The organism is Hymenobacter metallicola (genome assembly GCF_004745645.1).
Lineage (GTDB): Bacteria > Bacteroidota > Bacteroidia > Cytophagales > Hymenobacteraceae > Hymenobacter > Hymenobacter metallicola.
This window is the reverse complement of sequence record NZ_SRMB01000001.1, coordinates 1,834,312-1,858,748: the sequence shown is the minus strand read 5'-3', so window position 1 is coordinate 1,858,748 and position 24,437 is coordinate 1,834,312. Positions and strand designations below refer to the sequence as shown.

Genomic DNA, 24,437 nt, shown 5'->3' with positions numbered 1-24,437 from the left:
CGCTGCTCTAAGCTTTGCCCGAAGCGCCTACCTCGGAAGAAGGCAGCAACGGCGCGGCCAGCTCCGGCGGCTGGTTGTCGAGGCTGACTTCGCCGTGGCCGCGCTGGTACTGGGCCAGGGCTTTTTCCCCGAGCCAGGCAAAGACAACGGGCGTCACGATGATGTCGAGGAAGGTAGAGCTGAGCAGGCCCCCCAGGATGACGGTAGCCACGGGGTAGAGAATTTCCTTGCCCGGTGCGTCCTTGGCCAATGTCAGCGGCACCAGCGCCAGCGCCGCTACCAGGGCCGTCATCAGCACCGGCACCAGGCGCTCCAGGGAGCCGCGCACTATCATTTCCCGGCTGAATTTCTCGCCCTCGTGCTCCACCAGGTGCAGGTAGTGCGAAATCATCATAATGCCGTTGCGCGAGGCAATGCCCGTCAGCGTGATAAAGCCTACGAGCGAAGCAATGCTGAACGTGCCCCCGGTGACCAGCACCGCCACCACCGAGCCAATGAGGGCCAGCGGAATGTTGAGCATGATTTGCAGCACCAGCAGGGGGGAGCGGAAGTGGGAGTAGAGCACCAGGAAAATGCCGGCCAGGGAAAACAAGCTCAGCCACAGAATCTTCTGCGAGGCGGCCTGCTGGCTTTCAAACTGCCCGCCGAAAGTGAGGTAGTAGCCGGCCGGCAGCGGCACCTGCTCCCGGATGCGCTGTTGCACTTCCTGTACGGTGCTGCCCAGGTCGCGCCCGGCCACGTTCAGCGAGATGGTGATGCGGCGCTGGGTGTTTTCGTGGTTGATGGTGTTGGGCCCGGGCTCGTAGGTTACGTCGGCCACCTGGCTTACCGGAATCAGGGCGCCGCTGGGTGTTTCAATGCGGGTTTGGGCAATGGTGGCCACATCGTTGCGCTGGTTTTCGGGCAGCTTTACTACCAAGTCGAAGCGCTTCTGCCCGTCGAGCATCTGCGACACCACTTCGCCCTGGAACAGCGTTTGCAGGGTCTGGACCACGCTGCCCCGGTCGAGGCCGTAGGCGCGCAGAGCCGCGTCGCGGGGGCGCACCAGCAACTGCGGAATCTGAACCTGCTTTTCCACCTGCAAATCAACCACGCCGGGCACCGTGCTGGCCGCCGTGCGAATCTCGCCCGCGTAGCGGCGCAGCTCCAGCAAGTCGTTGCCAAACACCTTGATAGCCACCTGGGCCCGCACGCCCGACAAGAGGTGGTCGAGGCGGTGGGAAATGGGCTGGCCGATGTTGACGTTGACCCCGGCAATCAGGCTGAGCTTCTGGCGCAGGTCGGCCAGGATTTCGTCGCGGCTGCGCATGGTGCGGCCTTCCTTGGCCAGCTCGGCTTCGGTCTTGAAAGCCACTTCGATTTCGGAGTTGTTCACCGATTCGGCGTGTTCATCAAGTTCGGCGCGGCCGGTGCGGCGGGCGGTGTAGGCCACCTCCGGAATGCGCAGGATCTGCTCCTCGCCCAGGGTGCCCAGCTTGTTCGACTCGGTGAGCGAGGTGCCGGCCGGGGCCGAGAAGTTGACCGTAAGCGAGCCTTCGTTGAAGGGCGGCAGAAACTCCGTTCCGAAAAACGGGACCATAGCCGCGGCCAGGCCAAAGAGCAGGCCCGTGGTGACCAGTACCCGCTTGGGGTGAGCCAGGCCCCAGTGCAGCAGGCGGGTGTCTTTTTCCTTGAGCCAGCGCACCAGCCGGCCTTCCTGCTCGGCCGCGCGTACCTGTTTCAGGCGGGGCAATAAATAGTAGCACAGCACCGGCGTCACGGTCAGGGATACGAACAGCGAGGCCACGATGCTGGTGATATAGGCGATACCCAGGGGCGCGAAAATCCGGCCTTCCATGCCTTCGAGGGCAAACAGCGGCAGAAACACCAGTACCACGATGATGGTGGCGTAGACAATGGAGTTGCGCACCTCCGAGGACGCCGCGTAAATCACCTGCAGGGCCGGTTTGGGCTGGGGCAGGAGCTGGTTTTCGCGCAGCCGCCGGAATACGTTTTCCACGTCCACGATGGCGTCGTCGACCAGCTCGCCGATGGCAATGGCCAGGCCGCCCAGCGTCATGGTGTTGATGCTGATACCGGCAAAGCGAAACACCAGGGCCGTGACCAGCAACGACAGCGGAATGGCGACCAAGGAAATAAAGGTGGTGCGCACGTTCAGCAGAAAGGCAAACAGCACGATAACCACCAGAATGGCCCCGTCGCGTAGGGCTTCCTCCACGTTGGTAATCGAGGACTCGATAAAGTCGGCCTGCTTAAACAGGCGGGTGTTGACCCGTACATCTTTGGGCAGGGAGGGCTGCAATTCAGCCAGGGCTTTTTCCACGGCCTGAGTCAGGCCTACGGTAGCGGCGCCCGGCTGCTTTTCGATGCTCAGAATCACGGCCGGCCGGCCGTTGACGCTCCCGTCGCCGCGCTTGAAGCGGGCCCCGAACTCGACGCTGGCTACCTGCTGCACGGTGATGGGGGAGCCGTCCCGGTAGCCGACGATGATGTTCTCAATATCCTGCACGGAGCGCAGCCGGCCCAGGTTGCGAATCAGCACCTCCGAGCCGTTGCGGTCAAAAAAGTTGCCGGTAGTATTGAGGTTGGAGCGGCGCAACGCGTCTTCAATCTGGCTGATGGTCAGGCCCACGGCGTTCAGGCGGGGCATGTCGAGCAGCACCTGGTACTGCAGGTTGTCGCCGCCAATGGGAATCACCTGGGCCACGCCCGGAATGCTGAGCAGGCGCTGGCGCACGGTGTAGTTGGCCAGGGTGCGCAGGTCGGCGGCAGTGGTGGTTGGCGGGTTAGTAGTTGTTGGAGGTCGGGTGGTAGCTGTTGGTTCGGTGCCGGTTGCCGGGCGCTGCCTGGTCGTCGAGAGGCCAACCAGCATAATCTGACCCATAACCGAGGAAATGGGCCCCAGCACGGGCGTGATGCCGGCGGGCAGCTGCTCACCGACGGTCTGCAGCTTTTCGGCCACAATCTGGCGGGCGGTGAAAATGTCGGTGCCGTAGTCGAACTCCACGAACACCATGCCCAGGCCGATGGCCGAGTTGGAGCGCACGGCGGCCACGCCGGTGGCTCCGTTCAGGGCCGTTTCCACGGGCAGCGTCACCAGGGCTTCCACTTCTTCGGGAGCCATGCCGGCCGCTTCCAGAAACACGGTTACCCGGGGCCGGTCCAGGTCGGGCAGCACGTCGACGGGCAGCTGCCGGGCCGTGAAGGTGCCGGCAATGAGCAGGGCCGCGGCAAAGGCCAGCAGCAAGAGCCGGTTTTGCAGGGCAAAGCGGATGATGGAATCAAGCATCCTTATTGATTCAGGTAAATGGATTTGAGCTGGTAAGTGCCCTCGGTCACCACCCGGTCGTTTTCGTTGACGTCGCCCTGCAAAAGCACGGTTTGCTCGCCGTTGGCCGCGCCGGGCTGCACGTAGCGAATCCGGAACTGCTCGGGCGTAGTGTGCACAAACACCACGGGGCGGCCGTTCAAATCGGTCAGGGCGGCGGTGGGCACCACGAGCTGCTTGGGGCCACCCGGGCCCTGGCTGCTGCTTACCTGTACATGCACGGCCTGCCCGGCCCGAAACTGGGGCGCCGTGGCGGCGTCCAGTTCCAGAATCAGCTGGCGGGCCTGGTTCACCGGATTGACGACGTTGCTGAACACCACCTGCCGGGCCGCCACGCTGCCGCCCTGGCCCTGCAAGCCTTCTACCCGAAACCGGGCGCTGGGCGTAATGCGGGCCATATCCTGGGCAAATACCTGGGCCTCGACGCGCAACTTGCCCGGGTTCAGCACCCGCAGCAGCTCGTCGCCCTGGCTGACCTGCTGGCCCACGGCCAGGTTGAACACATCCACCGTACCGCTGATGGGGGAGATGATGGTGACGCGGCGGTTCTGGCCCTGGGCGTTGAGAATGGCGGCCTGCTGCCGGGCCTGGCGCAGGCGCAGCTCGGCGGCTACCACGTCCTTGCGGGCGGCAATGTCGGCAATGCTTTGCAGGCGGGCGTAGTCCTGCTGGGCGGCGCGCAGCTCGGCCTGGGCCTGGGCCCGCTCGGTGCTCAGGCCGATTTGCTGGGTCGCGTCCAGGGTCTGGTCAACCACGGCCAGGGTTTGCCCGGCCTTCACCGCCTGGCCCACCCGGGCCGCCAGGCGCACGATGCGCCCGGTTTGGGGCACGACCACCCGGCCTTCCCCACCGGCCCCGGCCGTGACAGTGCCGTAGAGCGTGGCCTGGGAATAGGTGGTCGAGTAACGGGCCAGGGCCGTACGCACTCCAAACAGGAACTGGCTTTCCTTGGCTAATACTACCCGGTCGGTTTGGGCGGTGCCAGTGCTGGGGGCGGCCGTGTCGCCGTGGTCTTCGCCGCCGTGAGCCAGCAGATCAGCCGGCGGAGGCAGCAGCACGCCGAGCCCGAGGCCTGCGGCAGCAGTTACTGCCAGAAACTTATGCGTGGTTTTCATAAACGGGAGCAGCAGGAGTGGAAACAGGCGCGGCCGGACGGCGCCGGCGCAGCAGCAAAAACGTCAGGCCCACGCCCAGCACGAAGGCGCCGAGCAGGGCCGCAAGGGTTTTCCAGGACGAGAATAAGCCGGGCGCGGCCGTGGCCGGAACGGCGGCTACGGGCAGCTTTTTGCCGACTTCAATGCCTTCGAGCAGCAGCAAATCGGCTTTGGGGCCGGCCACGATGTTCACGGCGAAGCTGTACTTCTTGTTGGCCGGAAACTGACCCTCCAGCAGGTATTCGCCGGGCTCCTGGGGCTCCGCGGTCCACTTCAGGCTGGCATCTTCGGGCGAGGTGATGGTCAGCTGGGCACCTTTGATGGGCACATTCGTAGCGTAGTCCGACACGAACAGGCGCAGGTGGGCGGGCTGGCCGGCTTCCAGGGGCTCGTAGCGCAGCAGCAGCTCGAAGCTTTCCGAAAGCGCCGCCACCGAAAAGCTGGTGGGGGCCGCGCCCGAAGTAGCTGCCGCGGCCTGGCCGTGGTCTTCGCCGCCGTGGGCCCGGGCACGGGGAGCCAGCAGTAGCAGGGCCCCGAGCAAAAGCAGGAGTTGTTTCATTAGAGTCCCCGCAGGTAGTTAAGCTCCACGATGGCCTGGCGGTAGTCGCGGATGGTGGTCAGGTAGGTGTTCTGAATGGTAAAGGCCTGGTTCAGGCTCTGAATCAAGACCAGGTAGCTGATTTCGCCGGCCCGAAACAAGCGCTGCGACTGGCTGATAATGGCCGCTGCCTGGGGCAGACCGGTTTGCTCGTAATAGCCCAGGGAGGCGGCAAACTTGCGGGTGTCGGCCAGGGCCTGCTCGTACTGGGTGCTCAGCTCCAGCTGCTGTACCTGCAACTGGCTGGTGGCCGCCCGGCGGCGGGCCGTGGCCGCCTGCAGCTGGGAGCGGTAGGTCCAGAACCAGATGGGCACCGACACGCCAAACTGGAAACGGTAGTGCAGAGCCGAGTTTTCAAACGCCTGGTTCTGGTAGCCTACCGTAAGAGCCGGCGTGCGGCGGGCCCGCACCAGGCTGATGCCCGCCTGACTCAACGCCACATTCTGCCGGTAGTAAGCCAGCGTGGGGCTTAAGGCCACGGCGGCACTGTCCGGGGTGGGCAGGGCGGCCAGCAGCTCGGCCCCGGTGCGGGCCAGCTCGGGCCCGGTCTGGCGCAGGTCGGTGGCGGCCGTCAGCTCGGCCTGGGGCTGGCCCAGCAAGAGGCCCAGGCGACGCTGGGCTGCGCGGCGGTCCACGGTGGCCTGCTGGAGCTGGTTGCGCACCTGCCGGGCTTCGGCCTCGGTGCTGATGCGCTGCAGGGAAGTGACTTCCCCGGCCTGGAAGAGCCGGTCGGTAGCCGCTTGCAGGGCCCGAAACAGGCTGTCCTGGTACGCCAGCTGCCGCACCTGGGCCTCGGCAAACTGCAGGCCCAGGTAGGCCAGGCGCACGTCGCGGCGCACGGTAGCGCGGTTCACTTCCCGGCCCCGCTCGGCCAGCGTGAGGCCGGCCTGGGCAGCCTGGGCCTGGCGGCGGTACACGTGGGGCAGGTCGATGGTTTGCACCACGCCCGGCGCCCACCGTTCCCCGGTCGGGGCCGACCACAGCAAGTCGGGGTTAGTCGGGGCAAAGCTGCCGCGCCGCAGGGCCCGTTGTTCCTCAATTTCACTTTCCGACTGCCGCAGGCGCGGGTGGCGGCGCAGGGCCTGCTGCTCGGCGCTATCGGGCTGCACCACCAGGCGCTGGCCCACGGCCGGCCCGGCCAGCAGCCCCAGCCCGGCGAGCAGCACGAAAACACGGTTATAACTCAGATACTTCATGCAGAAAGAGTAAGCGGCTGGCTTCTAGCTAGCCACAGGAGCGGAGCCCGGGGCCGAAAACACGCAGTTCCGGCCCCGGGCGGCCACATTAGGACTTCTTTACCAGGTCCATGCCGCAGACGGGGCACTTGCCGGGCTTGGAACTCTGGCTGCCGGCGCAGCCCATGGAGCACTCGTACACCGCGGCGCTGCCCGGCACCTTGCCCCCGTTTTTCACCTGCCAGGTTTTGAGCTGCTTGATTTCCTGCTGTTGGGCATTGATCATCTGCTGGGCCATTTCCTTGAGCTTGGTGTCGCGGCCGTGGGCCAGCTCGGCCTGGGCCATGTCGATGGCGCTCTGGTGGTGGGGTATCATCAGGGCCGCAAAGTCCTGGTCGACGTTGCCGCTGGCCGTGCCCATGTCCTTCATCATGCCGTCCATCGAAGCTTTCATTTTCTGCGTGAAAGGGTCTTTCGGGTCTTTGGGCTGGTAGTTGGTGGGGGCGCCGTCGAGGCGGGTGGCAATGGTTTCCAGCTCTTTGATTTCGCGTTGCTGGTCGGCCGTAATCTTCTCGGCCAAGGCCCGCAGCGTGGCATCCTGGCCCTGCTCCAGTTCCAGCTTGGCCATCTCAACGGCGCCCTGGTGGTGGGCCATCATCATGTGGGCGAAGTCGTGGTCGGCGTTGCCGGCGGGCTTAAACTCATCCATTTCCTGCATCATGGTGTGCATCACGGCCATCATGTCGGTTTTGCGGGTGCCGCCGTGGTCCATCTCGTGGTGGTCGGGGCCGGAGTGGGGCGAGCTGGTAGAATCAGCGGCGGCCGCCACGGCGGCATCGGCCGGAGTCGTCGTCGTTGTGTCGGCTGATTTAGTGTCGCCGCAGCTGCTGAGCAGCAGGGCACCCGAAGTCAGGAAAGGCAGGAGGAAGGCGGAAGCTTTCATGGGAAAGAAACGGTTGGAAGTGAGAATAACTGAGAGAGTTAGGCCTTCACGTTGATGGTGAAGTCGCCGGTGTGAATCTGGCCGCCGTGGTTGAACTGCAGGAAAACCCGGTAGAGGCCGGGCTTCTCGAAGTTGGTATTGAAGCCAATGGCCGGGCCTTTGTCGGCCTGTTCGTTGGGGTGCACGTGCAGGTAGTTTTCGGTGTCCTGGCTGATAATCACCACGTGGCCCAGGGCACCGAGGTAGTTGTCGAGGTCAGTAACCGGCTGCCCGCCTTTGGTGATGGTGATTTTCATGCCCAGCAGCTGGCCCACACGCAGGTCCTTGTCAAAGGAAAGCGTGGCCTGGTAGCCGTTCTTGTCCCACTGCCTGTCGTCGTTGCTAAACTTGACCGGGGTGTAGGCCGGGCCCTTCACCGTAATGGGCTGGCGGCCCAGCTGGTGGCCGGCGCCGGTGGGCGTGTAGTCCTGAAACAGCACGTAGTCGCCGCCCTTGGGGAAAGTGTAGTTTACCTGATAGTTGCCCTGGGCCGTGTATTCGGGGTGCTCGTGGTAGAACTGCGAGAGGTCTTTGCTGACGATAATGAGGTGGATTTTCTTTTCGTGGACCACGGCCAGGGGCACCGGGGCGGTTTCGTTGCCGGCTTCCTGGGGGCGGAAAGCCAACTGCGCGGCCTGCCCGGCCGTCAGCACGGCGGGCGTGGGCTCAAACTGCATCTGGTAGGTTTTGCCGTTGGACGCCTGGTCGGTATGTTCCAGCTTCATGCCGCACTTGGGGCAGGTTTCCCCTTCCTTGGTACTGGTCACTTCGGGGTGCATGGGGCAGGAGTAGATGTGGCCGCCAGCGTGGTCGGCCGGGGCCTGGGTGGCGTCGGCTACGGTGTTGGTCGGGCTGCTGGAATCAGATTCGGAGGAGCAGGCAGAAAAGGTCAGCGTGCCGGCCAAGGCCAGCAGGGCAAGGGAAATGCGGGACATACGACAGGAAAAATAGGGAGTGAGGGGCGGGCCTACTTGGAGCCGCCGGGGCCGCCCGCAGTAGGGCAGCCAGGAAATCAAAACCAGGAAATTGAGGAAGTGCCAAGTGGCAGAAGTGACCGGGCGCCAATGAAAGGGCCCGCAAGTCAGGGCGTTAGGCGGCCGTGCAACCGGGGCGAAAACGCCGGGCCGGACGCACAAATGCCCGGGCCCGCGCCGGACATAGCAAGGCTATGTCCGGCGCGGGCCCGGGCACGTCGGAAAATCAGACCGTCAGGGACTGAATGTAGATGCGGATATCGGGAATTTTGGGCGGCAGGTGCTGCCGGGCCACCAGCGTCACCGGGGCCGACGCGTCCCAGCGGCTGGCCGCGGGGCGGAAGTAAAAGTCATTCGCCTCGGGCAGCAGAGCCGGGGCGGGCACCAGCAGTTTCTGGGCTGGCTGGGTCAGGGCCGAGAGCAGCTTGGTGGTTTTGTCCTTGCAGCAGTCGTGCTGGCCCTTCGAGCCGTGGGATTGGGCCGCTTTGCTTTTCCCGTCCGCCGCCAGGCCGTGGCACTTGGCCGCCTGGCGCTTGGCAGCCGCCAGGTGGCAAGCCGGCACGGGCTTGGCCGCTTTGGGGGCCGGAGCCAGCGTTGCGCACCAGCACTGGCCCACGAACACGTTGACGAAGACGACCAGGAAGGTCGTCGCCAGCAAACGGCGCATCAGGAACAGGCTACGGAACATAACGGGCACTACGTACCGGCAAAAGTAGATGACTTAGGCGAGATGGAAACGTTAGCTACACGGGTATGGTTCGGCCGGCCGGGTTTCACCAGACTAGCAACGGGCCCTCAAGGCTCCTAAAAACCGGGCGCATTGGCACGGAAAAATGGATTTGGATTGTTTACGGAATGCCCGTGGGGCCGGAGCCGGGGCAAAATTCTACAACTGCCCGGCCGGATTTTGTACCTGAGCGGTGCGGGGCCCGGCCGCGGAAGAAATTATGCAAGAATCCGGACGGATTTCGTACCAACTCCGGGCCGGCCCCCGCCTTCCTTTGCAGTATAGTTGCGGGCTTGCCGCCTTGCGGGGCGAGGTCCGCTGCCGGATTTGTAGTCAGAATACGTATGGAACCATCCACCAAAACCGAAACCGAAACCCTCGACATTGAAGGCATGACCTGCGCCTCCTGCGCGTCCTTCGTCGAAAAGTCTTTGAGCCGCACGCCCGGCGTGCAGCGGGCCGTGGTCAACTTCGCCACCGAAAAAGCCACCGTCGACTACCTGCCCGCCGAAGCCTCGCCCGCTACGCTCAAGGAAGCCGTGGTAAAGGCCGGCTATGGTGTCCTGGAGCGGGCCCCCGATACCAGCGCCGCCGACCGGCAGGCCGAGCTCGACCAGCAGAAAGCCCGGGCCTACCAGCAGCTCAAGCGCCGCTTCTGGGTAGCTACCGGCCTGGCCCTCATTATTATGCCCCTGAGCATGCTCATGCTCTGGCCCGCCCTGATGGCCCGCATCAGCATGCCGGCGCTCAACTACGTGCTGCTGATCCTGACTCTGCCGGTGCTGCTGTACAGCGGGCGGGAATTCTATTCCTCGGCCTGGAATGGCTTCAAGCACCGCGCTGCCAACATGGACACCCTGATTGCCGTGGGCACCGGGGCCGCGTTTCTCTACAGCCTGGCCGCCACCGTGGCCCCCGGCTTTTTCACCAGCCGCGGCCTGCTGCCGGAAGTGTATTACGATACCACCGCCACCATTATTGCCCTGATTTTGCTGGGCAAAGTGCTGGAGCTGCGGGCCAAAACCCAGACTTCGGCCGCCATTCGTACCCTGATGGGCCTACAGGCCAAAACGGCCCGCGTGGTGCGCCCCGGCGGCCAGGAAGTCGACGTGCCCATCGAGCAGGTGCAGGAAGGCGACGTGGTGGTGGTGCGGCCCGGCGAGAAAGTCGCCACCGACGGCGTGGTCCTCGATGGCCACTCGGCCGTGGACGAGGCCATGCTTACGGGCGAGAGTTTGCCCGTGGAAAAAAAGCCCGGCGACGCCGTGTTCGGAGCCACACTGAATAAGACCGGCTCCTTCCGCTTCCAGGTCACCAAAATTGGGGCGGCCACCATGCTGGCCCAGATTGTAAAGCTCGTGGAAGATGCCCAGGGCAGCCGGGCCCCCATTCAGCGGTTGGCCGACAAGGTCAGCGCCGTTTTCGTGCCCACCGTGGTTTGCGTTGCCATTCTCACCTTCGTGCTCTGGTTTGATCTGGCTCCGGTGGAAAGCCGCTTGCCCTTGGCCTTGGTCAACTTCGTGGCCGTGCTCATCATTGCCTGCCCCTGCGCCCTAGGCCTGGCCACGCCCACGGCCATCATGGTCAGCACCGGTAAAGGCGCCGAAAACGGGGTGCTGGTCCGCAATGCTGAAGCCCTGGAAAAAGCCTACCAGGTCAACACCGTACTGCTCGACAAAACCGGCACCATCACCCGCGGCGAGCCCACGGTAACCGACCTGCTGACCACCCCGGGGCAGGACGCCGCTACTCTGCTGGCTCGGGTTGCAGCCGTGGAGCGGCTCTCGGAGCATCCGCTGGCCGAGGCGGTGGTGCGCTACGCTGAGGCGCAACAGCTAACTTTGCCCACCGCCACTGGCTTTCGGGCCGTGGAGGGCCGCGGTGCGGCGGCTACGGTGGAAGGTCAAAGCGTGCTTATCGGTAACCGCCGCCTGCTGACTGAGCAAGACATTTCGCTGCCTCCCGAGCTGCTGGCCCAGGCCGAACAATTGCTGGGCCAAGCCAAAACGGTGCTCTACGTGGCCGTGGCTGGGCACAGCGTGGCTGTGCTGGGCGTGGCCGATACCGTGCGCGACACCTCGGCGGCGGCCATTCGCAGCCTGCAGCAGCGCGGCATTGAGGTCGTGATGATGACCGGCGACAATCCGCAGACGGCCGCCGAAGTAGCCCGGCAGGTGGGCATCACGCGCTATTTTGCCGAAGTATTGCCCCAGGACAAAGCCAGCAAGGTGAAGGAGCTGCAGGCCGAAGGCCGCACCGTGGCCATGGTCGGCGACGGTATCAACGACGCCCCGGCCCTGGCCCAGGCCGACATTGGGCTGGCCATGGGCGCGGGCACCGACGTGGCCATGGAAGCGGCCGGCATCACGCTGATGCGCTCCGACCTGCGGGGCGTGGTCACGGCCATCGACCTGTCGCGCCAGACCATCCGGACCATCAAGCAAAACTTGTTTTTCGCCTTTATCTACAACACGCTGGGCATTCCGGTGGCGGCGGGGCTCTTGTATCCGGTGTTCGGGGTGCTGCTCTCGCCCATGCTGGCGGCCGGGGCTATGGCCCTGAGCTCGGTATCGGTGCTGACCAACTCCCTGCGCCTGCGCGCCTTTTCATCCCGCTAAACGCCTCTTGCTATGGATACGACCGAAAGTATAGTGACCCTGACCGGGCTCGGGCTGATGGGCTTCGTAGTCTGGTACTTCTTTTTCTCGGCCCGGCAAACCGTCAGCGCCGTATCGTCTTCGGGCGGGGTGCAGCAGGTCGATATCACCGTGAAGGGCGGCTATTCGCCCGACGTTATCGAGGTGGAGCGGGGGCGGCCGGTGCAGCTGAGCTTCTACCGGGCCGAGGAAAACAGCTGCTCGGAGGAGTTGCTATTCCCCGATTTCAGCATCCGCCGCGCCCTGCCGGCTTTCCAAACCACCTTGGTCGAGGTCTTGCCCGACAAGCCCGGCCGCTTCGAGTTTACCTGCGGCATGGGCATGCTACGCGGCAGCCTGGTGGTGAAGTAAGGGCTGCGCCCAGTACGCGAAAAACCTAGCGCATAATCTTGCCGCGCAAATCCCAGTGGCTGGATTTGACGGCCAGGCTGCCCGGCTCCCGCTTGATGGTGCGCGTGTACCGCTCGCCGGCAATGAGGCCGTCGGGGCGGCGCTTGCCGAAAAACAGGGTCACCGGCTCGCCGTGCTCGTTGGTAACGAAGGTGATGTCGTAGCCCTTGAACACGTCGTCGATAGAGGTCGACGGCTCGAAGGTCTTGCTCAGCTTTTTGTCTAATTCGGGGTGCAGGGGCATGGGGAAGGGGATAAATGGGGCTGTACGCAGCCGTTGCCGTCGGCGTTAAGGCCGGGCTTGCCCGCGTCAGGAGCTTGCCGGACGAGCTGAGGCTCGCCCGCCGGCCAGGGGGCGGCGTAAGGATGTTACGCCGCGGAAGGCTTACTTTGTGGTTCACTTTCTCACATTGCCCCGATGATTCGCCTCTCCGCGCCTGCTTTTTCTGGTAGCAAGGATATCAAAGTGCTGCTGACTACCATGTTGCGGCGGCGGCAGAGCGAGCTGGCCGGAAAAAAGGTGCTGGACGTGCCCGCCGGCAACGGCGACACGGCCCAGCTACTGCTCGAGCTTGGAGCCGATATCACCGCCTCCGACCTCTACCCCGAATTTTTCCGCTATCCGGCCATCGAGTGCGTGAAGGCCAATCTGAACGAGACGCTGCCCTTTGCCGACGCCAGCTTCGACTTCGTGATTTGCCAGGAAGGTATTGAGCACATGCCCAACCAGCTCCACCTGTTTCAGGAGCTGAACCGGGTGCTGCGCCCCGGCGGCCGGGCCATCGTGACGACGCCTAACTACTCCAACCTGCGCACCCGCCTGAGCTACTTGCTGCTGGAAAGTGAGGCCTACAAGCTGATGCCGCCCAACGAGGTCGACTCTATCTGGGCCGCCGACAAAGCCCACAGCATCCACGACGTGTATCTGGGGCATATTTTCTTCGCCAATATCACCAAGCAGCGGGCCCTGGCCGCCTTGTCGGGCCTGCGGATTGTGGAAGTGCACCCCAGCCGGGTCAACTACACGTCGCTGGCGCTGCTGCCCCTCTACTATCCCTGGATGCGGCTGATGGGCTGGCTGGCCCGCCGCCGGGGCCTGCGCCGCGGCACGCCCTCGGCCAAGCGTCCGGAAATCTACGCCGAACTGGCCCAGCTCAACCAAAGCCTGAACGTGCTGGTGGGCGGCCACCTGATTGTGGAGTATGAAAAGCGGGCCGAAACCAGCCAGGCCGTGGCCGAGCTAACGGGCAAGCTGGCCCTGGATACGGCCCGTACCTAGGCGTGGGACTTTCTTCTCAGTGCGCCGGCGTTAGGCTGGTCAATAGCGTTTCCGCTTGCCGATGTTTGTAGCGTATTATCGTTCCGGCCGTCTTTCGCAACACCTGCTCTGGCTGGCCTGCGCCGCCGGGGTGGTGGGGCTGCTGGCTTCCCGCGCCCTGGTGTCGCTGGCCCCGGTAGCCGGGGTAGTGGCGGGCCTGGCCAACCCGGAGCTGGGACGAATCTGGCCGCGGTATTTCCGCAACGCTGCGGCCATGCGGGCCGCGGCGCTGGTTGTTTTCCTGCTGCTCAGCGGGCTCTACACCAGTGAATGGGCCACCTGGCGGCACGAGCTGTTCCGAAGCTTGTCCTGGCTGGGCGTGCCGCTGGCATTCACCCTGGCCGTGCCGCTTACGGGCCGGCAGCGCCGGAGCGTGGGTAGTTTGTTTGTGCTGGGTACGGCGGCCATTGGCGTGGTTACCTTGGGCAAATACCTGCTTCATCCGGCCGAAGCCAACGAGGCCATTCGCATTGGCCAGAACGTGCAGGCCGTAACCCGAATATTTCACGTACCCTTCGGCGTGATGCTGGCCCTGAGCTTTTTCTGGGGCTTGCTGCTCCAGCGCCAGGCCCCAGCGGTGCTCCGTGCGGCCCTGCTGGTAGCGGCGGCCGGGGCGGCACTTACCCTGCACGTGCTGGCCTACCGTACCGGCCTGCTGGTGTTCTACGTGGGCCTGCTGGCCTACGCCCTCTGGATGCTGGTGCGCCGCCACCTGGTGCTGGGCATTGGCCTTTTTCTGCTGCTGGCGCTGGGGCCCTGGCTGGCCTACCGCACCCTGCCCTCGGTGCGGCAGCGGGTGGCCTCCACGCTCTTCGATGTGTACCAGTACTCGGAAGGGCGCGACATCAACAACTACTCCCTGGCCCGCCGCCTGGCTGCCGTCGAAACGGCCTCGGCCGTTATTCAGAAAAACTGGCTGCTGGGCGTCGGTCCGGCCGATACCCACGCGGCCATGATGGAGCAATACAGCTGGAAAGATTTTGGCCTGCGCCCCGCCAACCGCGTGGAAGTGCACAATCAATACCTGGAGGCCCTGATGGGCGGCGGTATTGTGGGCCTGGGGCTGTGGCTGGCCGTGCTGGTAGGGCCCCTGGTAGCCGCCCGCACCCGGCGCAATCCGTACGTCTGGTTCTTCGTCTTGATTCAGGCCACCGTGATGATGACGGCCGACATGCTCAGCCTGCAGCTAGGCTTAAACCTGTTCGTCTTCAGCTACGGCTTTCTGGTGGTAGCGGCCCAAGCCGCCCCGCCTTCAGAACTTGTGCCGGAGAGAAAAGAATCGAACCCGTTGCTAAGCTAACGAGCAAGGTTGAGTTGCTCAGCTGCCTACGGGTTCCTGAAACAAAGGCGTCGGATATAAGCCGAACACGTCGCGCAGGGCCCGGCTGGCCGCGTGGTAGCCGCACATGCCGTGCACGCCCCCGCCGGGTGGGGTAGCCGACGAGCACAGGTAGAGCCCGGGTTTGGAGGTGCGGTAGGGCGAAGCCCGCAGTGCCGGGCGGGTAAAGAGCTGACTTATATCCAGCAGGCCGCCGTTGATGTCGCCGCCCACATAGTTCGGGTTATAGGCCTCCATTTGGGCCGTATCGAAGGTGTGGCGGCCAATAATTCGCTCCCGAAAGCCCGGAGCAAACCGCTCCACCTGTTGCTCAATAGCCGCCGTCATGTCGACCCGGGAGCCGTTGGGAACGTGGCAGTAGGCCCAGGCCGTATGTTTGCCCGCCGGGGCGCGGGTGTCGTCAAACAGGCTTTGCTGGGCCAGCAGCACAAAGGGCTTGTCGGGGTGGGCGCCGCGGGCGGCGGCTTTTTCCCCCACCGCAATTTCCTCCAGGGTGCCGCCCAGATGCACCGTGGCCGTTTGCCTACAGCCTTCCGCCGTAAAGGGAATCGGCGCGTCCAGGGCCCAGTCTATCTTAAACACGCCCATGCCGTAGCGGTAGCGCCGCAGCTGCCACTGGTACACGGCGGACAGGCTATGCCCGGCAATTTGCAGCAGCTGAGCCGGGGTGATGTCGAAAAGCACGGCCTTGGCCGCCGGCAAGTCGGCCAGGGACTTGATGTAGGTGCCGGTCTGCACCCGGCCGCCCAGGGCCACAAAGTGCGCGGCCAGGGCATCGGCAATGCTTTGGGAGCCGCCCTTCGGCAGGGGCCAGCCCCGGCGGTGGGCCGCAATCAGCAGCACCAGGCCAATGGCCGACGTCGTCAGGTTGCCCAGGGGCTGAATGGCGTGGGCGGCCATGCCCGCAAACAGTCCCCGGGCGTCGCGGGTCTGAAAACGCTTGGTCAGCAGCGTAGCCGGCTGCAGGGCCGACAAGCCAAACCGGGCCATATCCAGCGGCTTGCTCGGTAGCTGTAGCGGGGCCAGCACGTCGTTCACAATACCGGGCCAGTCGGCTACCAGGGGTTCGAGCAGGCGACGGTACGCCCCCTCGTCGGCCCCGAGGCGGCGGGCCGTGTCGGCCAGGGAGTTGCGTACGGTGGCAGCGGTGCCATCATCGAAGGGGTGGGCCGCCGCCACGGGGGGCACAATATACTCCAGGCCGTACTGAGCCAGGGGCAGAGTTTGGAAGAAGGGCGAGCCGGCAGCCAGCGGGTGAATAGCCGAGCACACGTCGTGGCGGAAGCCGGGCAGGGTCAGCTCGGTGGTGCGCAGGCCGCCGCCCAGCTGGTCTTTGCCTTCGAGCAGCAGCACCGACAGGCCCGCCTGCTGCAGCACGATGGCCGCCGCTAATCCGTTGGGGCCGGAGCCCACTACCACTGCGTCGTACTCAGGTTTGCTCATCACCAGGGGAAAGTTTGCGGCTAGATAACAATAGAACGCGGAACATGGCACGTAGTAGCGGATAAATCCGGCGGCAACGGGGCAGCGGTCCTCTTGTATCCGCCGGCAAGCTCCTGGCTTGCCCTGTCCCGACCCAGAAGGGCTGGCCGGTAGAGCAAGCCCTTCTGGGTCGGGAGGCGAAAACCATCCGCCCGGCTGGCTTGTATAACAGGGCAATGCCCCGCGCGGCGGCCACCTGGTCTGGGTGGAGCAGACGCGAACAAGCGTTTCGCCCGGGGCTTCACCCTTGATTTCTTGCACCGTATGGAATATCGTCAGCTGGGCGCTTCGGGCCTGCGCATCCCGGTTCTGAGTTTTGGCACGGCCACCTTCGGCGGGAGCAACGAGTTTTTCAAAGCCTGGGGCAGCACGCAGGTAGAGGAAGCCCGCAAATTGATTGATATCTGCCTGGAAGCAGGCGTCAACCTCTTCGATACGGCCAACGGCTACTCCGACGGCATAGCCGAGGAAATACTGGGTAAAACCCTGGAAGGCCGCCGCCACGAGGTATTGATTTCAACCAAAGCCACCTTCCCGACCGGCCCCGGCGCCAACGACTACGGCTCCTCGCGCCACCACCTGGTGAAGGCCTGCGAGGATAGCCTGCGCCGCCTCGGTACCGACTACATCGACATCTACCACATGCACGGCTTCGACGCGCACACGCCCGTGGAGGAAACCCTGCGCACCCTCGACCAGCTAATTCAGAGCGGCAAGGTGCGCTACATTGCCTGTTCCAACTTCTCGGGCTGGCATTTGATGAAGTCCCTGTCGGTGTCGGAGCGCTACGGCTGGGCGCGCTACGTGGGGCACCAGGCCTATTACTCGTTGGCTGCCCGCGAATTTGAGTGGGAGCTGCTGCCCCTGGGCCTCGACCAGGGCGTGGGCACCATTGTTTGGAGCCCGTTGTCGGCCGGCTTGCTTTCGGGCAAGTTTCGCCGGGGCCAGCCCGTACCCGAAAGCAGCCGCTTGGCGCAGGGTGGGGGCCAGGGCCCGCAAGTACCCGATGAGCTGCTGTTCCGCATCGTGGACGCGCTGGACGAAGTAGCCGCCGAAACCGGCAAAACCGTGGCGCAAGTGGCGTTGAACTGGCTCTTGCAGCGCCCCACGGTGGTCAACATCGTGGTGGGGGCGCGCAACGAGGAGCAGCTGCGCCAGAATCTGGCGGCCGTGGGCTGGAACCTCACGCCCGAGCAGGTGGCCCGCCTCGACGCGGCCAGCGCCACCGAGCCGATTTACCCCTACTGGCACCAGCGCCGCTTTCCGATGCTGGGCCACACCGGGATGTAGCCGCCGCACCGGTTACGGGCACAACCCGTATTAACCCAGAGAACCCCTCCGCCAACCTGACTAAGCCAGGCTGGGGAGGGGTTCTTGCGTAGCTAAAATAGCTTATTCGACGACCAGGCGCTGGGCCGTAGCGCCGACGCGCACGGTATAAACGCCGCGGGGCAGATCGGCTACCGACAGCGTGGCCTGCGTGGCGCGGGGGGCCAGCGTCTGGGTGCGCACCGGGCGGCCCAGGGCGTCCAGCAGCGTTACCTGCTGCTCAGCCGCGGCGGCTTCGGCCAGGGTCAGCTGGGCGCTGCTGCTTGCGGGGTTGGGCACCAGGGCAAAGGCTACGGCCGGTGCTGCCTTGCCCGTACCCGTCACCGTGTTGGTGGTGATGGCGCCAATCATGAACGGACCGTATTTGGTCGGCGCAGCGTCGGTGAAGGTGCCGCTGCTGATGCTACCGCGGTAGAAAAACGAACCGGTCCGGTTGGGCGCCTCGCCCAGCAGTCCTACGGGGTAGTGCTCGGTGGGGCTGGCCGGCTGGGCAATGCCAGCCATGAAGTCGCCGGCCGGAATAGCTACGGGCGTCGCAAAGCTCAGCGTGATGGTCGTTCCCAGATCAGACGCCTTGATTGTATAGGGGGCTGTGGAGCCCAGCAGCGTGCCCGTGCTGCTTACCACCACACCCTGAATAACCTGGCCCGTGGAATTGCTGCCGGTAGCGACAAAGTCGGTTACGGCTAGCACGTTGGCCGTCCGCGGGGCCGTGTAGCGCGTAGCCATAATGCCTTCCCGGGTGCCGTAGCCGTAGTACGTTGGGGTCATGCTGGGCTGCAACGGGGCGTAGTTGTACACATTCTCGGTGAGCGTCTGGGTTTCGGTGCGCACGTCCGTGTTGGTGTAGGTATCGGCCGGTACGCTCACCGCCACGCTGTTGGTGCCCAGGCGGGAGCCACTGGTGTAGGCCGCAAACGTAACCGTGGTAGAGGCGCCGGGCGCCAGGACGGGAATTGTCTGGGTGTTGTTGAACGTGGTGGCTCCGGTTACATCCAAGCTTACGGGCAGGTTGCTCAGAATAGTGGTACCGGCATTGCGGACACTAGCCCGCACCACGTGCGGGGTGCCCAGGGGCAGTTGGCCCATGGTGTAGACGGCCTGCACGGCGGCGTCGGTGGCCGCGTTGGCCCGGAAGCGGTAGGTACGGCCCGCATCAGGCCGCACCGAGCTGCGCACATTGTGGGGGTCAGCGGAGAAGTAATAATTGGTCAGCTCGTAGTGGTTGTCCAGGAAAGCCGTGTTGGCCCAGGGCGTGGTCGAGTTTTTGTCGGCCGTAATGATGTCGCCCGTCTGGGGAGTACTGCCCTTGATACCAATGGCTATGGTACGGAAAGCATCGGGGCCTGCCCCAGCCGTACTGGATCCATATACAAAGTCGATCTGCCCACTTTCGTAGAGCTTCACCTGGAAGGAGAAGTTGTCGACCTGGGTGCCGATGATGGCATTGTTGGTCGAGTTGGCCTGCTTGGGCTTGTCGCGCACGTTTTTCCACTGAATGGTGCACACCCGGTTGGGGGCCGTGCCGGTGGTGGCCACGCGGTACTCGGTGCCCCCGGCCGTGGCGCCGGTCAGGTCGGTCGAGAAAGGCGCCACGATATTGTCGCTGCGCGAATCGGTGCTGGCCAGGGGGCCGCCGGGGAAGGTGCCGGCGGCTTCCGTTTGGGCGTATTCAAAGAACAGGAACGGGTCGGAGAGGGGCACGTTGCCCAGTTTCAGAAAGCCGTTGGTGCTCAGAATGAAGGACGCAAACGAAGTCCCGTTGTAGGGAAAGTTAAAGCCTATGTTCTGCGGAGCCGAGTTGGCGTCGTCCGAGTTGGCGGTGGTAATGACTGTGCCCGCAGTGCCCAGATCCTGGTAGGTACCGGCCAGGTTTTGGGCATTGTTGACGTTGTAGTTCAACGACTGGGCCAGCGTGGGCTGGGCGGCCAGGGCCAGGAAGGCTACCAGGGCACTGCCGGCCAGGTTGCGGGAAAAGCGGGTGGAGCGGGCTACCACTGCGTTCGAAGAGTACGGGTGCTGCATAGGTAATTCGTAAGAGTTTTTCGATGAGTTGCCTGGAAAAAATCCCTCAAAGGTCCGCCGCTGCTAAGGGGTGCACAATACCCACATCTGGGTATTTTTCCGGCTTCAGATTCATCCGCAGGAAGTGCGGGCACCGCCCAGCCAAGCGGCCGTTTGCCCGGAATGCCCGTAAACTGCCACATTTCCATTTTCTTTGCCCGACCCAACTGCCCCTTATGCCCGAACCTATTGCTGCGCTCCGAACCGTTGAGGTAACGCGCTACGTCACGCCCCTGCGCGAAGGCGGCTCCCTGCCGGCGCTGGTGGAGGCCAACGACGAGTTTATGTACGTGGTCAAGTTCCGGGGGGCGGGCCAGGGCATTAAGGCCCTGATTGCCGAGCTGGTCGTGGGCGAGCTGGCCCGCTTTCTGGGCCTGCGCGTGCCCGAGCTGGTGTTCTGCCAGCTCGACGAATCCTTTGGCCGCTCCGAGCCCGACGAAGAAATTCAGGATCTGCTGCGGGCCAGCACCGGCCAGAACCTGGGCCTGCACTACCTCAGCCGAGCCATTACCTTCGACGCCCTGGTCACGACCATCGAGCCCCGGCTGGCTTCCCAAATCGTGTGGCTCGATGCCCTGACGCTGAACGTAGACCGCACGGCCCGCAATACCAACCTGCTGATGTGGCACAAGCAGCTCTGGCTCATCGACCACGGCGCGGCCCTGTACGTGCACCACGCCGGCCCCGGCTGGGCCACGCCCCGGCCCCGGCCGTTTCCGCAGGTGAAAGACCACGTGCTGCTGCCCCAGGCCAGTGAGCTAGCCGCCGTGGATGCCGAATACCGCGCCAAGCTGACCGCTGAAGTGCTGACGGGCATTCTGGCCCTGGTGCCCGATGCTTGGCTGGAAGAAGCCGCCGCCGGCGACGCCACGGCCGCCGAGCAGCGCGCCAACTACGTGGGGTTCTTGGCCAACCGCCTGGCCGCATCCGAAACCTTTGTTCAAGAAGCCGAAGATGCCCGAAAAGCACTTGTTTGAGTACGCCGTGCTGCGCGTGGTGCCTCGCGTGGAGCGCGAAGAGTTTCTGAACGTCGGCGTGATTCTGTACTGCCGCGCCCAGGGCTTTCTGCACACCCGCTGCCACCTGCCCGAAGACCGGCTGCAGGCCTTTGCTGGCCCCGATCTGGAGATGGACGAGCTACAGCAGCGCCTAAAGGCCTTCGAAAAAATCTGCCGGGGCAAGCCCGAGGGCGGGGTTATTGGCCGGCTGTCGTTGGCCGAGCGGTTCCGCTGGCTGACGGCCACCCGCAGCACCGTGGTGCAGACGTCGGCCACCCACCCCGGCCTCTGCGAAGACGCCGCTGCCACGCTGGAGCGGCTGTATGCGCAGCTAGTGGGCTAAGACAAGTGGGTTAGGTTTAGCTAAACAAATCCAGCAGCTCGTCGCGGGTCAGGCTTTTGAGCAGGTCGGCGTCGGTGTGAATCAGCTCCTGGGCCAGCTCGCGCTTGGCCTGCTGGCGCAGCATGATTTTTTCCTCGATTGTATCGGGGCAGATCAGGCGCACGGCTACCACTTTCTTGTCCTGCCCCAGGCGGTGGCTGCGGTCAATGGCCTGGTTTTCCACGGCCGGGTTCCACCACGGGTCCACGAGGTAGACGTAGTCGGCTTCGGTGAGGTTGAGGCCCGTGCCGCCGGCTTTCAGGCTGATGAGGAACACCCGCACCGAGTCGTCGGTCTGGAAGCGGGCCACCGTGGCAGCGCGGTCCTTGGTTTGGCCGGTGAGGTAAGTGAAGGGAATCTGCTGGGCCTGCAGCTCCTGCCGAATCAGGTTGAGCATGCCCACAAACTGCGAGAAAACCAGGATTTTGTGCTGGGGCGCCCGGGTGCGGATTTCTTCCAGCAGGGCCTCCAGCTTGGCCGAGGCGCGGCCGTAGTCGGCCTCGTCGGGCAGCAGGGCGGGGGAGTTGCAGATCTGCCGCAGCTTGGTGAGGCCCTGCAACAAGTAGAAGCCTTCCTTGCGGGGCGAGTCTTCGTGCACGCCCAGCAGCAGGTCGTGGTACTCTTTTTTGCAGGCCTCGTAGATGCGGCGCTGCTCGGGGCCCATTTCGCAATACAGCACCATTTCGGTTTTGGCGGGCAGCTCCCGGGCCACCTGGCCTTTGGTGCGGCGCAGCACAAACGGGCTGATTTTCTGCTGCAATTCCTTGGCCCGCTTCCCATCCTTGAACTTGTCGATGGGGCCGGCATACAGGTCCTTGAAATGCTTGAAGGAGCCCAGTAGGCCCGGGCAGGCAAACGACAACAGCCCGTAGATGTCCAGGGTGTTGTTTTCCAGGGGCGTGCCCGTGAGGACCAGGCGGTTGCGGGCCTGCAGCAGCCGGGCTGCCTTGTAGCGCTGCGACTCCGGATTCTTGATGGCCTGGGCCTCGTCCAGCACCACGTAGTTGAAGCGGTACTCGCGCAACTGCCGGATATCGGCCACCAGGGTCGAGTAGGTCGTCAGCACGATGTCGCAGGCGTCGAAGCGGGCGGCATCCGCTTGGCGCAGTGCCCCCTGCAGCACTTGCACCCGCAGCGTGGGCACGAACTTCTGGGCTTCGGCCTGCCAGTTGAAGACCAGGGAAGTTGGCACTACCACCAGGCTGGCGCCCCGGCCCGCGTGGCGCTGGGCGAGCAGAAAAGTCAGTACCTGCAGGGTTTTGCCCAGGCCCATATCGTCGGCCAGGCAGCCCCCGAAGTTGAACGTGTCGAGGAAGTTAAGCCAGTTCAGGCCCTGGCGCTGGTACTGGCGCAGGGTGGCCCGCAGGTCCGGGGGCGGGAGTACGGGCGCAATGCCGGTGAAGTCGGCCACGGCGGCCTGGTAGGTCGCCAGCCGGCTGCGGGCCGCCTCGTCCAGCGCCGCGGGGTCGTAGAGCTCCTGAATCAGGCGGAAATTGACGCTGGGCGTGCGGATCTGGTCGTCTACCACGGCGCCGGCGGCAAAGTAGGCGGCAAATTTATCAATCCATTCCCGGGGCAGAATGCCGCGGGTGCCGTCGTCGAGGCGCACGTAGTGGCTCTGGTTGCGCAGGGCCTGCTGCACCTGCCGCAGCGAGGCTTTCTGAGTGCCAAAGCGCACGTTGAGCCGGGTGTCGAACCAGTTGGTTTCCCCCGTGACGCGCACCGAAATGCGCGCCCGGTGCGGGTTCAGCAGATTGCCCTTCAGCTGGTTGAAGCCCAGAATGCTGATATTTTCCTTGTGCCAGTCTTCAAAAGCGGCCAGCAGCCATTCTTCCTGCAAAAACAGCTTTTTGGGCAGGTACAAACCCAGGCCCTGCAGCTGCTCTTGAAAACCGGGGTAGTGGCGCACCAGGGCCGTCAGAAACTGGCCCTCGGCCTGGGTGTCGCGGGCCAGCTGGAAGGAGTTGCCCAACTCGTCGAGGCCCAGCACCTGGCGCCGCGACAACACCGACACTTCCCGGGTACCGTAGCGCATCACGGGCAACAGCTCCACATCCAGGCCGTTGTCGGTGAGGTAGAGCAGCTTTTCGGGCGGCTGGTCGAAGCCGCTGCCGCGCAGCTGCTGGCGGGTGGCGGGGCGCACGTAGGAGTAGCTGATGTGGAGCTTGTCTTCCAGGTTGCTGAGCACGTCGTGCTGAAACTCGGCAAACTTGCTCTGGTGAATCAGCAGGGTGTTGTTGCGCTTCTTGAAAAACTCGATAACCCGCCATACGGCCAGGTCCTCAATCAAATACAGCGCCTCGCGTACCACCACAAAATACTCGTAGCGAATGACCACCGTTTGCAGTTCCACGGGCTGGTCGTCGAGCAGCAGGCGGCCGTTCAGCTCGTAGAATTCTCCCTTCTGACCGACGTCCAGGCGCAGGTCGACCGGGGCACAGCGCAGCTTCAGGGGCTTCAGGGCCGGGCCCGTAAGTTTTTCCGATACCGCCTGCTGATGCGCAAAAACCGGCAGGCCTATGGGATTCTCCACAATGGCTCGCAGGGCCCGGGCCGCCGCCGCCGACCGGGCTTCGTCGTAGTTGCGCTGGAAGCGGGCCAGGCCGGAGTAAAACTGCAGCTCGGCCAGATTGTCGCTCGTGCCCAGATTGTCGAGCGGATTGAGCACCGTAATAGGGTTTTTTACCTTGCCTGCCGCCGTCACCTCGGCCTCGACCAGCTGCACCGTCAGCTGCCCGTAGTACTTGTGCTTGCCAAAAACGACCAGACGTTGGGTGTTGGCCGGCGGCGCCGCCCGTTCGGCTTTCCCGGCCAGCAACTCGCTCACCAGTGCCTGCTTGGCCGCGTCCGTCACGGGGTAGAGTCCGGCTTGGCGCGGGGTTACCAGCACCGTAGGCGGGCGGTAGGTCAGCTCAAAGTGGGCATCCAGATCGGCTACGTGCTCCAGGCCATAGTCGCGGGCGGTGGTGCGCAGCAGCTCATAGCGCAAGCGGGCATCGAAGAACAGGCGCAGTTCCCGGCGCTGCAAAATGCTGAGCAGCACCAGGGTTTGGTGCTCGCACAGGCTCGTAGGCGTGGGGGCCGCACACCCGCAGGCCAGCCACACGCCCCGGGGCTGCTGCTCGACGACTACCGCGGGGAACGGCAGGCCGCTGAGCGTAGGCGCGGTGCTGGTGAAAGTGCCCGAGTTCAGCGTCAGCGTTTGGGGCTCAATGGCGGCCAGGGTGCGGTAGTCGGTCGGGGGCAGGCTGGGCCCGGCCCGCTCGACCTCGGGGCTGGTAAGAGTCGTGATGCTGGCCCCCGCAAACAGATACTGATGCGGCGTATCCTCAGCGGGCAGCGGCAGTTCCGGATGGCTAGGCATACAGGCAAAACAGGCAATAGAAGTGAAAAAGCGGCGCCTGGCTCTGGGCGGTCGGCCGGCCGTGAAGATACGGCCGCTGGGCTGTTTGCGCAGGCTGTCGGCCAAAAAGGTCGGCTCCGAATCGAGTTGTCAGCTGGCCGGCGCCGGGTTTTACGGCCAAGGGCTAGCACGCAAAA

The 24,437-nt window shown here is 64.4% G+C and carries 18 protein-coding genes; 7 read left to right on the top strand and 11 right to left on the bottom strand.

The features are described 5' to 3' along the window. Positions 1-7: 7 nt before the first annotated feature. The 7 genes from E5K02_RS07825 to E5K02_RS07795 form a co-directional block, all read right to left on the bottom strand. Entirely contained in the window at positions 8-3,289 is a 3,282-nt protein-coding gene (locus E5K02_RS07825; RefSeq protein WP_135393719.1) for an efflux RND transporter permease subunit, read from the bottom strand. Positions 3,290-3,291: 2 nt separating this feature from the next. Continuing rightward, positions 3,292-4,443 (bottom strand): efflux RND transporter periplasmic adaptor subunit, encoded by a 1,152-nt coding sequence (locus tag E5K02_RS07820; protein WP_135393717.1) that lies wholly within the window; start codon positions 4,441-4,443, stop codon positions 3,292-3,294. Next, entirely contained in the window at positions 4,427-5,041 is a 615-nt protein-coding gene (locus E5K02_RS07815; protein WP_135393715.1) for a hypothetical protein, read from the bottom strand. Before E5K02_RS07815 ends, E5K02_RS07820 begins: the two co-directional genes overlap by 17 nt. After that, positions 5,041-6,276 carry a TolC family protein gene (locus E5K02_RS07810; protein WP_135393713.1) on the bottom strand — a complete coding sequence of 412 codons (1,236 nt, stop codon included), beginning with the start codon at positions 6,274-6,276 and terminating at the stop codon, positions 5,041-5,043. The genes E5K02_RS07815 and E5K02_RS07810 overlap by 1 nt, the downstream gene beginning before the upstream one ends. Positions 6,277-6,364: 88 nt before the next feature. After that, positions 6,365-7,198 carry a DUF305 domain-containing protein gene (locus tag E5K02_RS07805; RefSeq protein ID WP_135393711.1) on the bottom strand — a complete coding sequence of 278 codons (834 nt, stop codon included), beginning with the start codon at positions 7,196-7,198 and terminating at the stop codon, positions 6,365-6,367. Positions 7,199-7,236: 38 nt separating this feature from the next. Further along, positions 7,237-8,172 carry a heavy metal-binding domain-containing protein gene (locus E5K02_RS07800; RefSeq protein WP_135393709.1) on the bottom strand — a complete coding sequence of 312 codons (936 nt, stop codon included), beginning with the start codon at positions 8,170-8,172 and terminating at the stop codon, positions 7,237-7,239. A 265-nt stretch (positions 8,173-8,437) separates the two neighbouring features. Beyond that, positions 8,438-8,899 carry a hypothetical protein gene (locus E5K02_RS07795; protein ID WP_167856317.1) on the bottom strand — a complete coding sequence of 154 codons (462 nt, stop codon included), beginning with the start codon at positions 8,897-8,899 and terminating at the stop codon, positions 8,438-8,440. A gap of 383 nt (positions 8,900-9,282) precedes the next feature. Here E5K02_RS07795 and E5K02_RS07790 point away from each other — a divergent pair, with 383 nt between their 5' ends. Continuing rightward, positions 9,283-11,556 (top strand): heavy metal translocating P-type ATPase, encoded by a 2,274-nt coding sequence (locus E5K02_RS07790; RefSeq protein WP_135393705.1) that lies wholly within the window; start codon positions 9,283-9,285, stop codon positions 11,554-11,556. A gap of 12 nt (positions 11,557-11,568) precedes the next feature. Beyond that, positions 11,569-11,946, top strand: a complete 378-nt coding sequence (locus E5K02_RS07785) for a cupredoxin domain-containing protein (protein WP_135393703.1) — start codon at positions 11,569-11,571, stop codon at positions 11,944-11,946. Positions 11,947-11,971: 25 nt separating this feature from the next. Here E5K02_RS07785 and E5K02_RS07780 read toward each other — a convergent pair whose 3' ends face one another. Then, positions 11,972-12,229 carry a hypothetical protein gene (locus E5K02_RS07780; protein WP_135393700.1) on the bottom strand — a complete coding sequence of 86 codons (258 nt, stop codon included), beginning with the start codon at positions 12,227-12,229 and terminating at the stop codon, positions 11,972-11,974. 174 nt (positions 12,230-12,403) lie between these two features. Between E5K02_RS07780 and E5K02_RS07775 the strand changes: the two genes are divergently transcribed. Further along, entirely contained in the window at positions 12,404-13,264 is an 861-nt protein-coding gene (locus E5K02_RS07775; protein WP_135393698.1) for a class I SAM-dependent methyltransferase, read from the top strand. 61 nt (positions 13,265-13,325) lie between these two features. Continuing rightward, positions 13,326-14,603, top strand: a complete 1,278-nt coding sequence (locus E5K02_RS07770; RefSeq protein WP_135393696.1) for an O-antigen ligase family protein — start codon at positions 13,326-13,328, stop codon at positions 14,601-14,603. 18 nt (positions 14,604-14,621) lie between these two features. On the opposite strand, the gene E5K02_RS07765 is transcribed toward E5K02_RS07770, so the two are convergent. After that, the gene (locus tag E5K02_RS07765) at positions 14,622-16,085 is read right to left on the bottom strand and encodes a phytoene desaturase family protein (protein ID WP_135393694.1); all 1,464 of its coding nucleotides are present in this window, start codon (positions 16,083-16,085) and stop codon (positions 14,622-14,624) included. A 303-nt stretch (positions 16,086-16,388) separates the two neighbouring features. Here E5K02_RS07765 and E5K02_RS07760 point away from each other — a divergent pair, with 303 nt between their 5' ends. Beyond that, the gene (locus E5K02_RS07760) at positions 16,389-17,414 is read left to right on the top strand and encodes an aldo/keto reductase (RefSeq protein WP_135393692.1); all 1,026 of its coding nucleotides are present in this window, start codon (positions 16,389-16,391) and stop codon (positions 17,412-17,414) included. 102 nt (positions 17,415-17,516) lie between these two features. On the opposite strand, the gene E5K02_RS07755 is transcribed toward E5K02_RS07760, so the two are convergent. Next, positions 17,517-19,478, bottom strand: a complete 1,962-nt coding sequence (locus E5K02_RS07755) for a T9SS type A sorting domain-containing protein (protein ID WP_135393690.1) — start codon at positions 19,476-19,478, stop codon at positions 17,517-17,519. A 215-nt stretch (positions 19,479-19,693) separates the two neighbouring features. On the opposite strand from E5K02_RS07755, the gene E5K02_RS07750 reads away from it, so the two are divergent. Continuing rightward, positions 19,694-20,494, top strand: a complete 801-nt coding sequence (locus E5K02_RS07750) for a HipA family kinase (protein ID WP_135393688.1) — start codon at positions 19,694-19,696, stop codon at positions 20,492-20,494. Further along, positions 20,472-20,858: a DUF3037 domain-containing protein gene (locus tag E5K02_RS07745; RefSeq protein WP_135393686.1), complete on the top strand. Its 387-nt coding sequence runs from the start codon at positions 20,472-20,474 to the stop codon at positions 20,856-20,858. The genes E5K02_RS07750 and E5K02_RS07745 overlap by 23 nt, the downstream gene beginning before the upstream one ends. Before the next feature lie 16 nt (positions 20,859-20,874). On the opposite strand, the gene E5K02_RS07740 is transcribed toward E5K02_RS07745, so the two are convergent. Continuing rightward, positions 20,875-24,261 (bottom strand): SNF2-related protein, encoded by a 3,387-nt coding sequence (locus E5K02_RS07740; RefSeq protein ID WP_135393684.1) that lies wholly within the window; start codon positions 24,259-24,261, stop codon positions 20,875-20,877. Between the last annotated feature and the right edge of the window lie 176 nt (positions 24,262-24,437).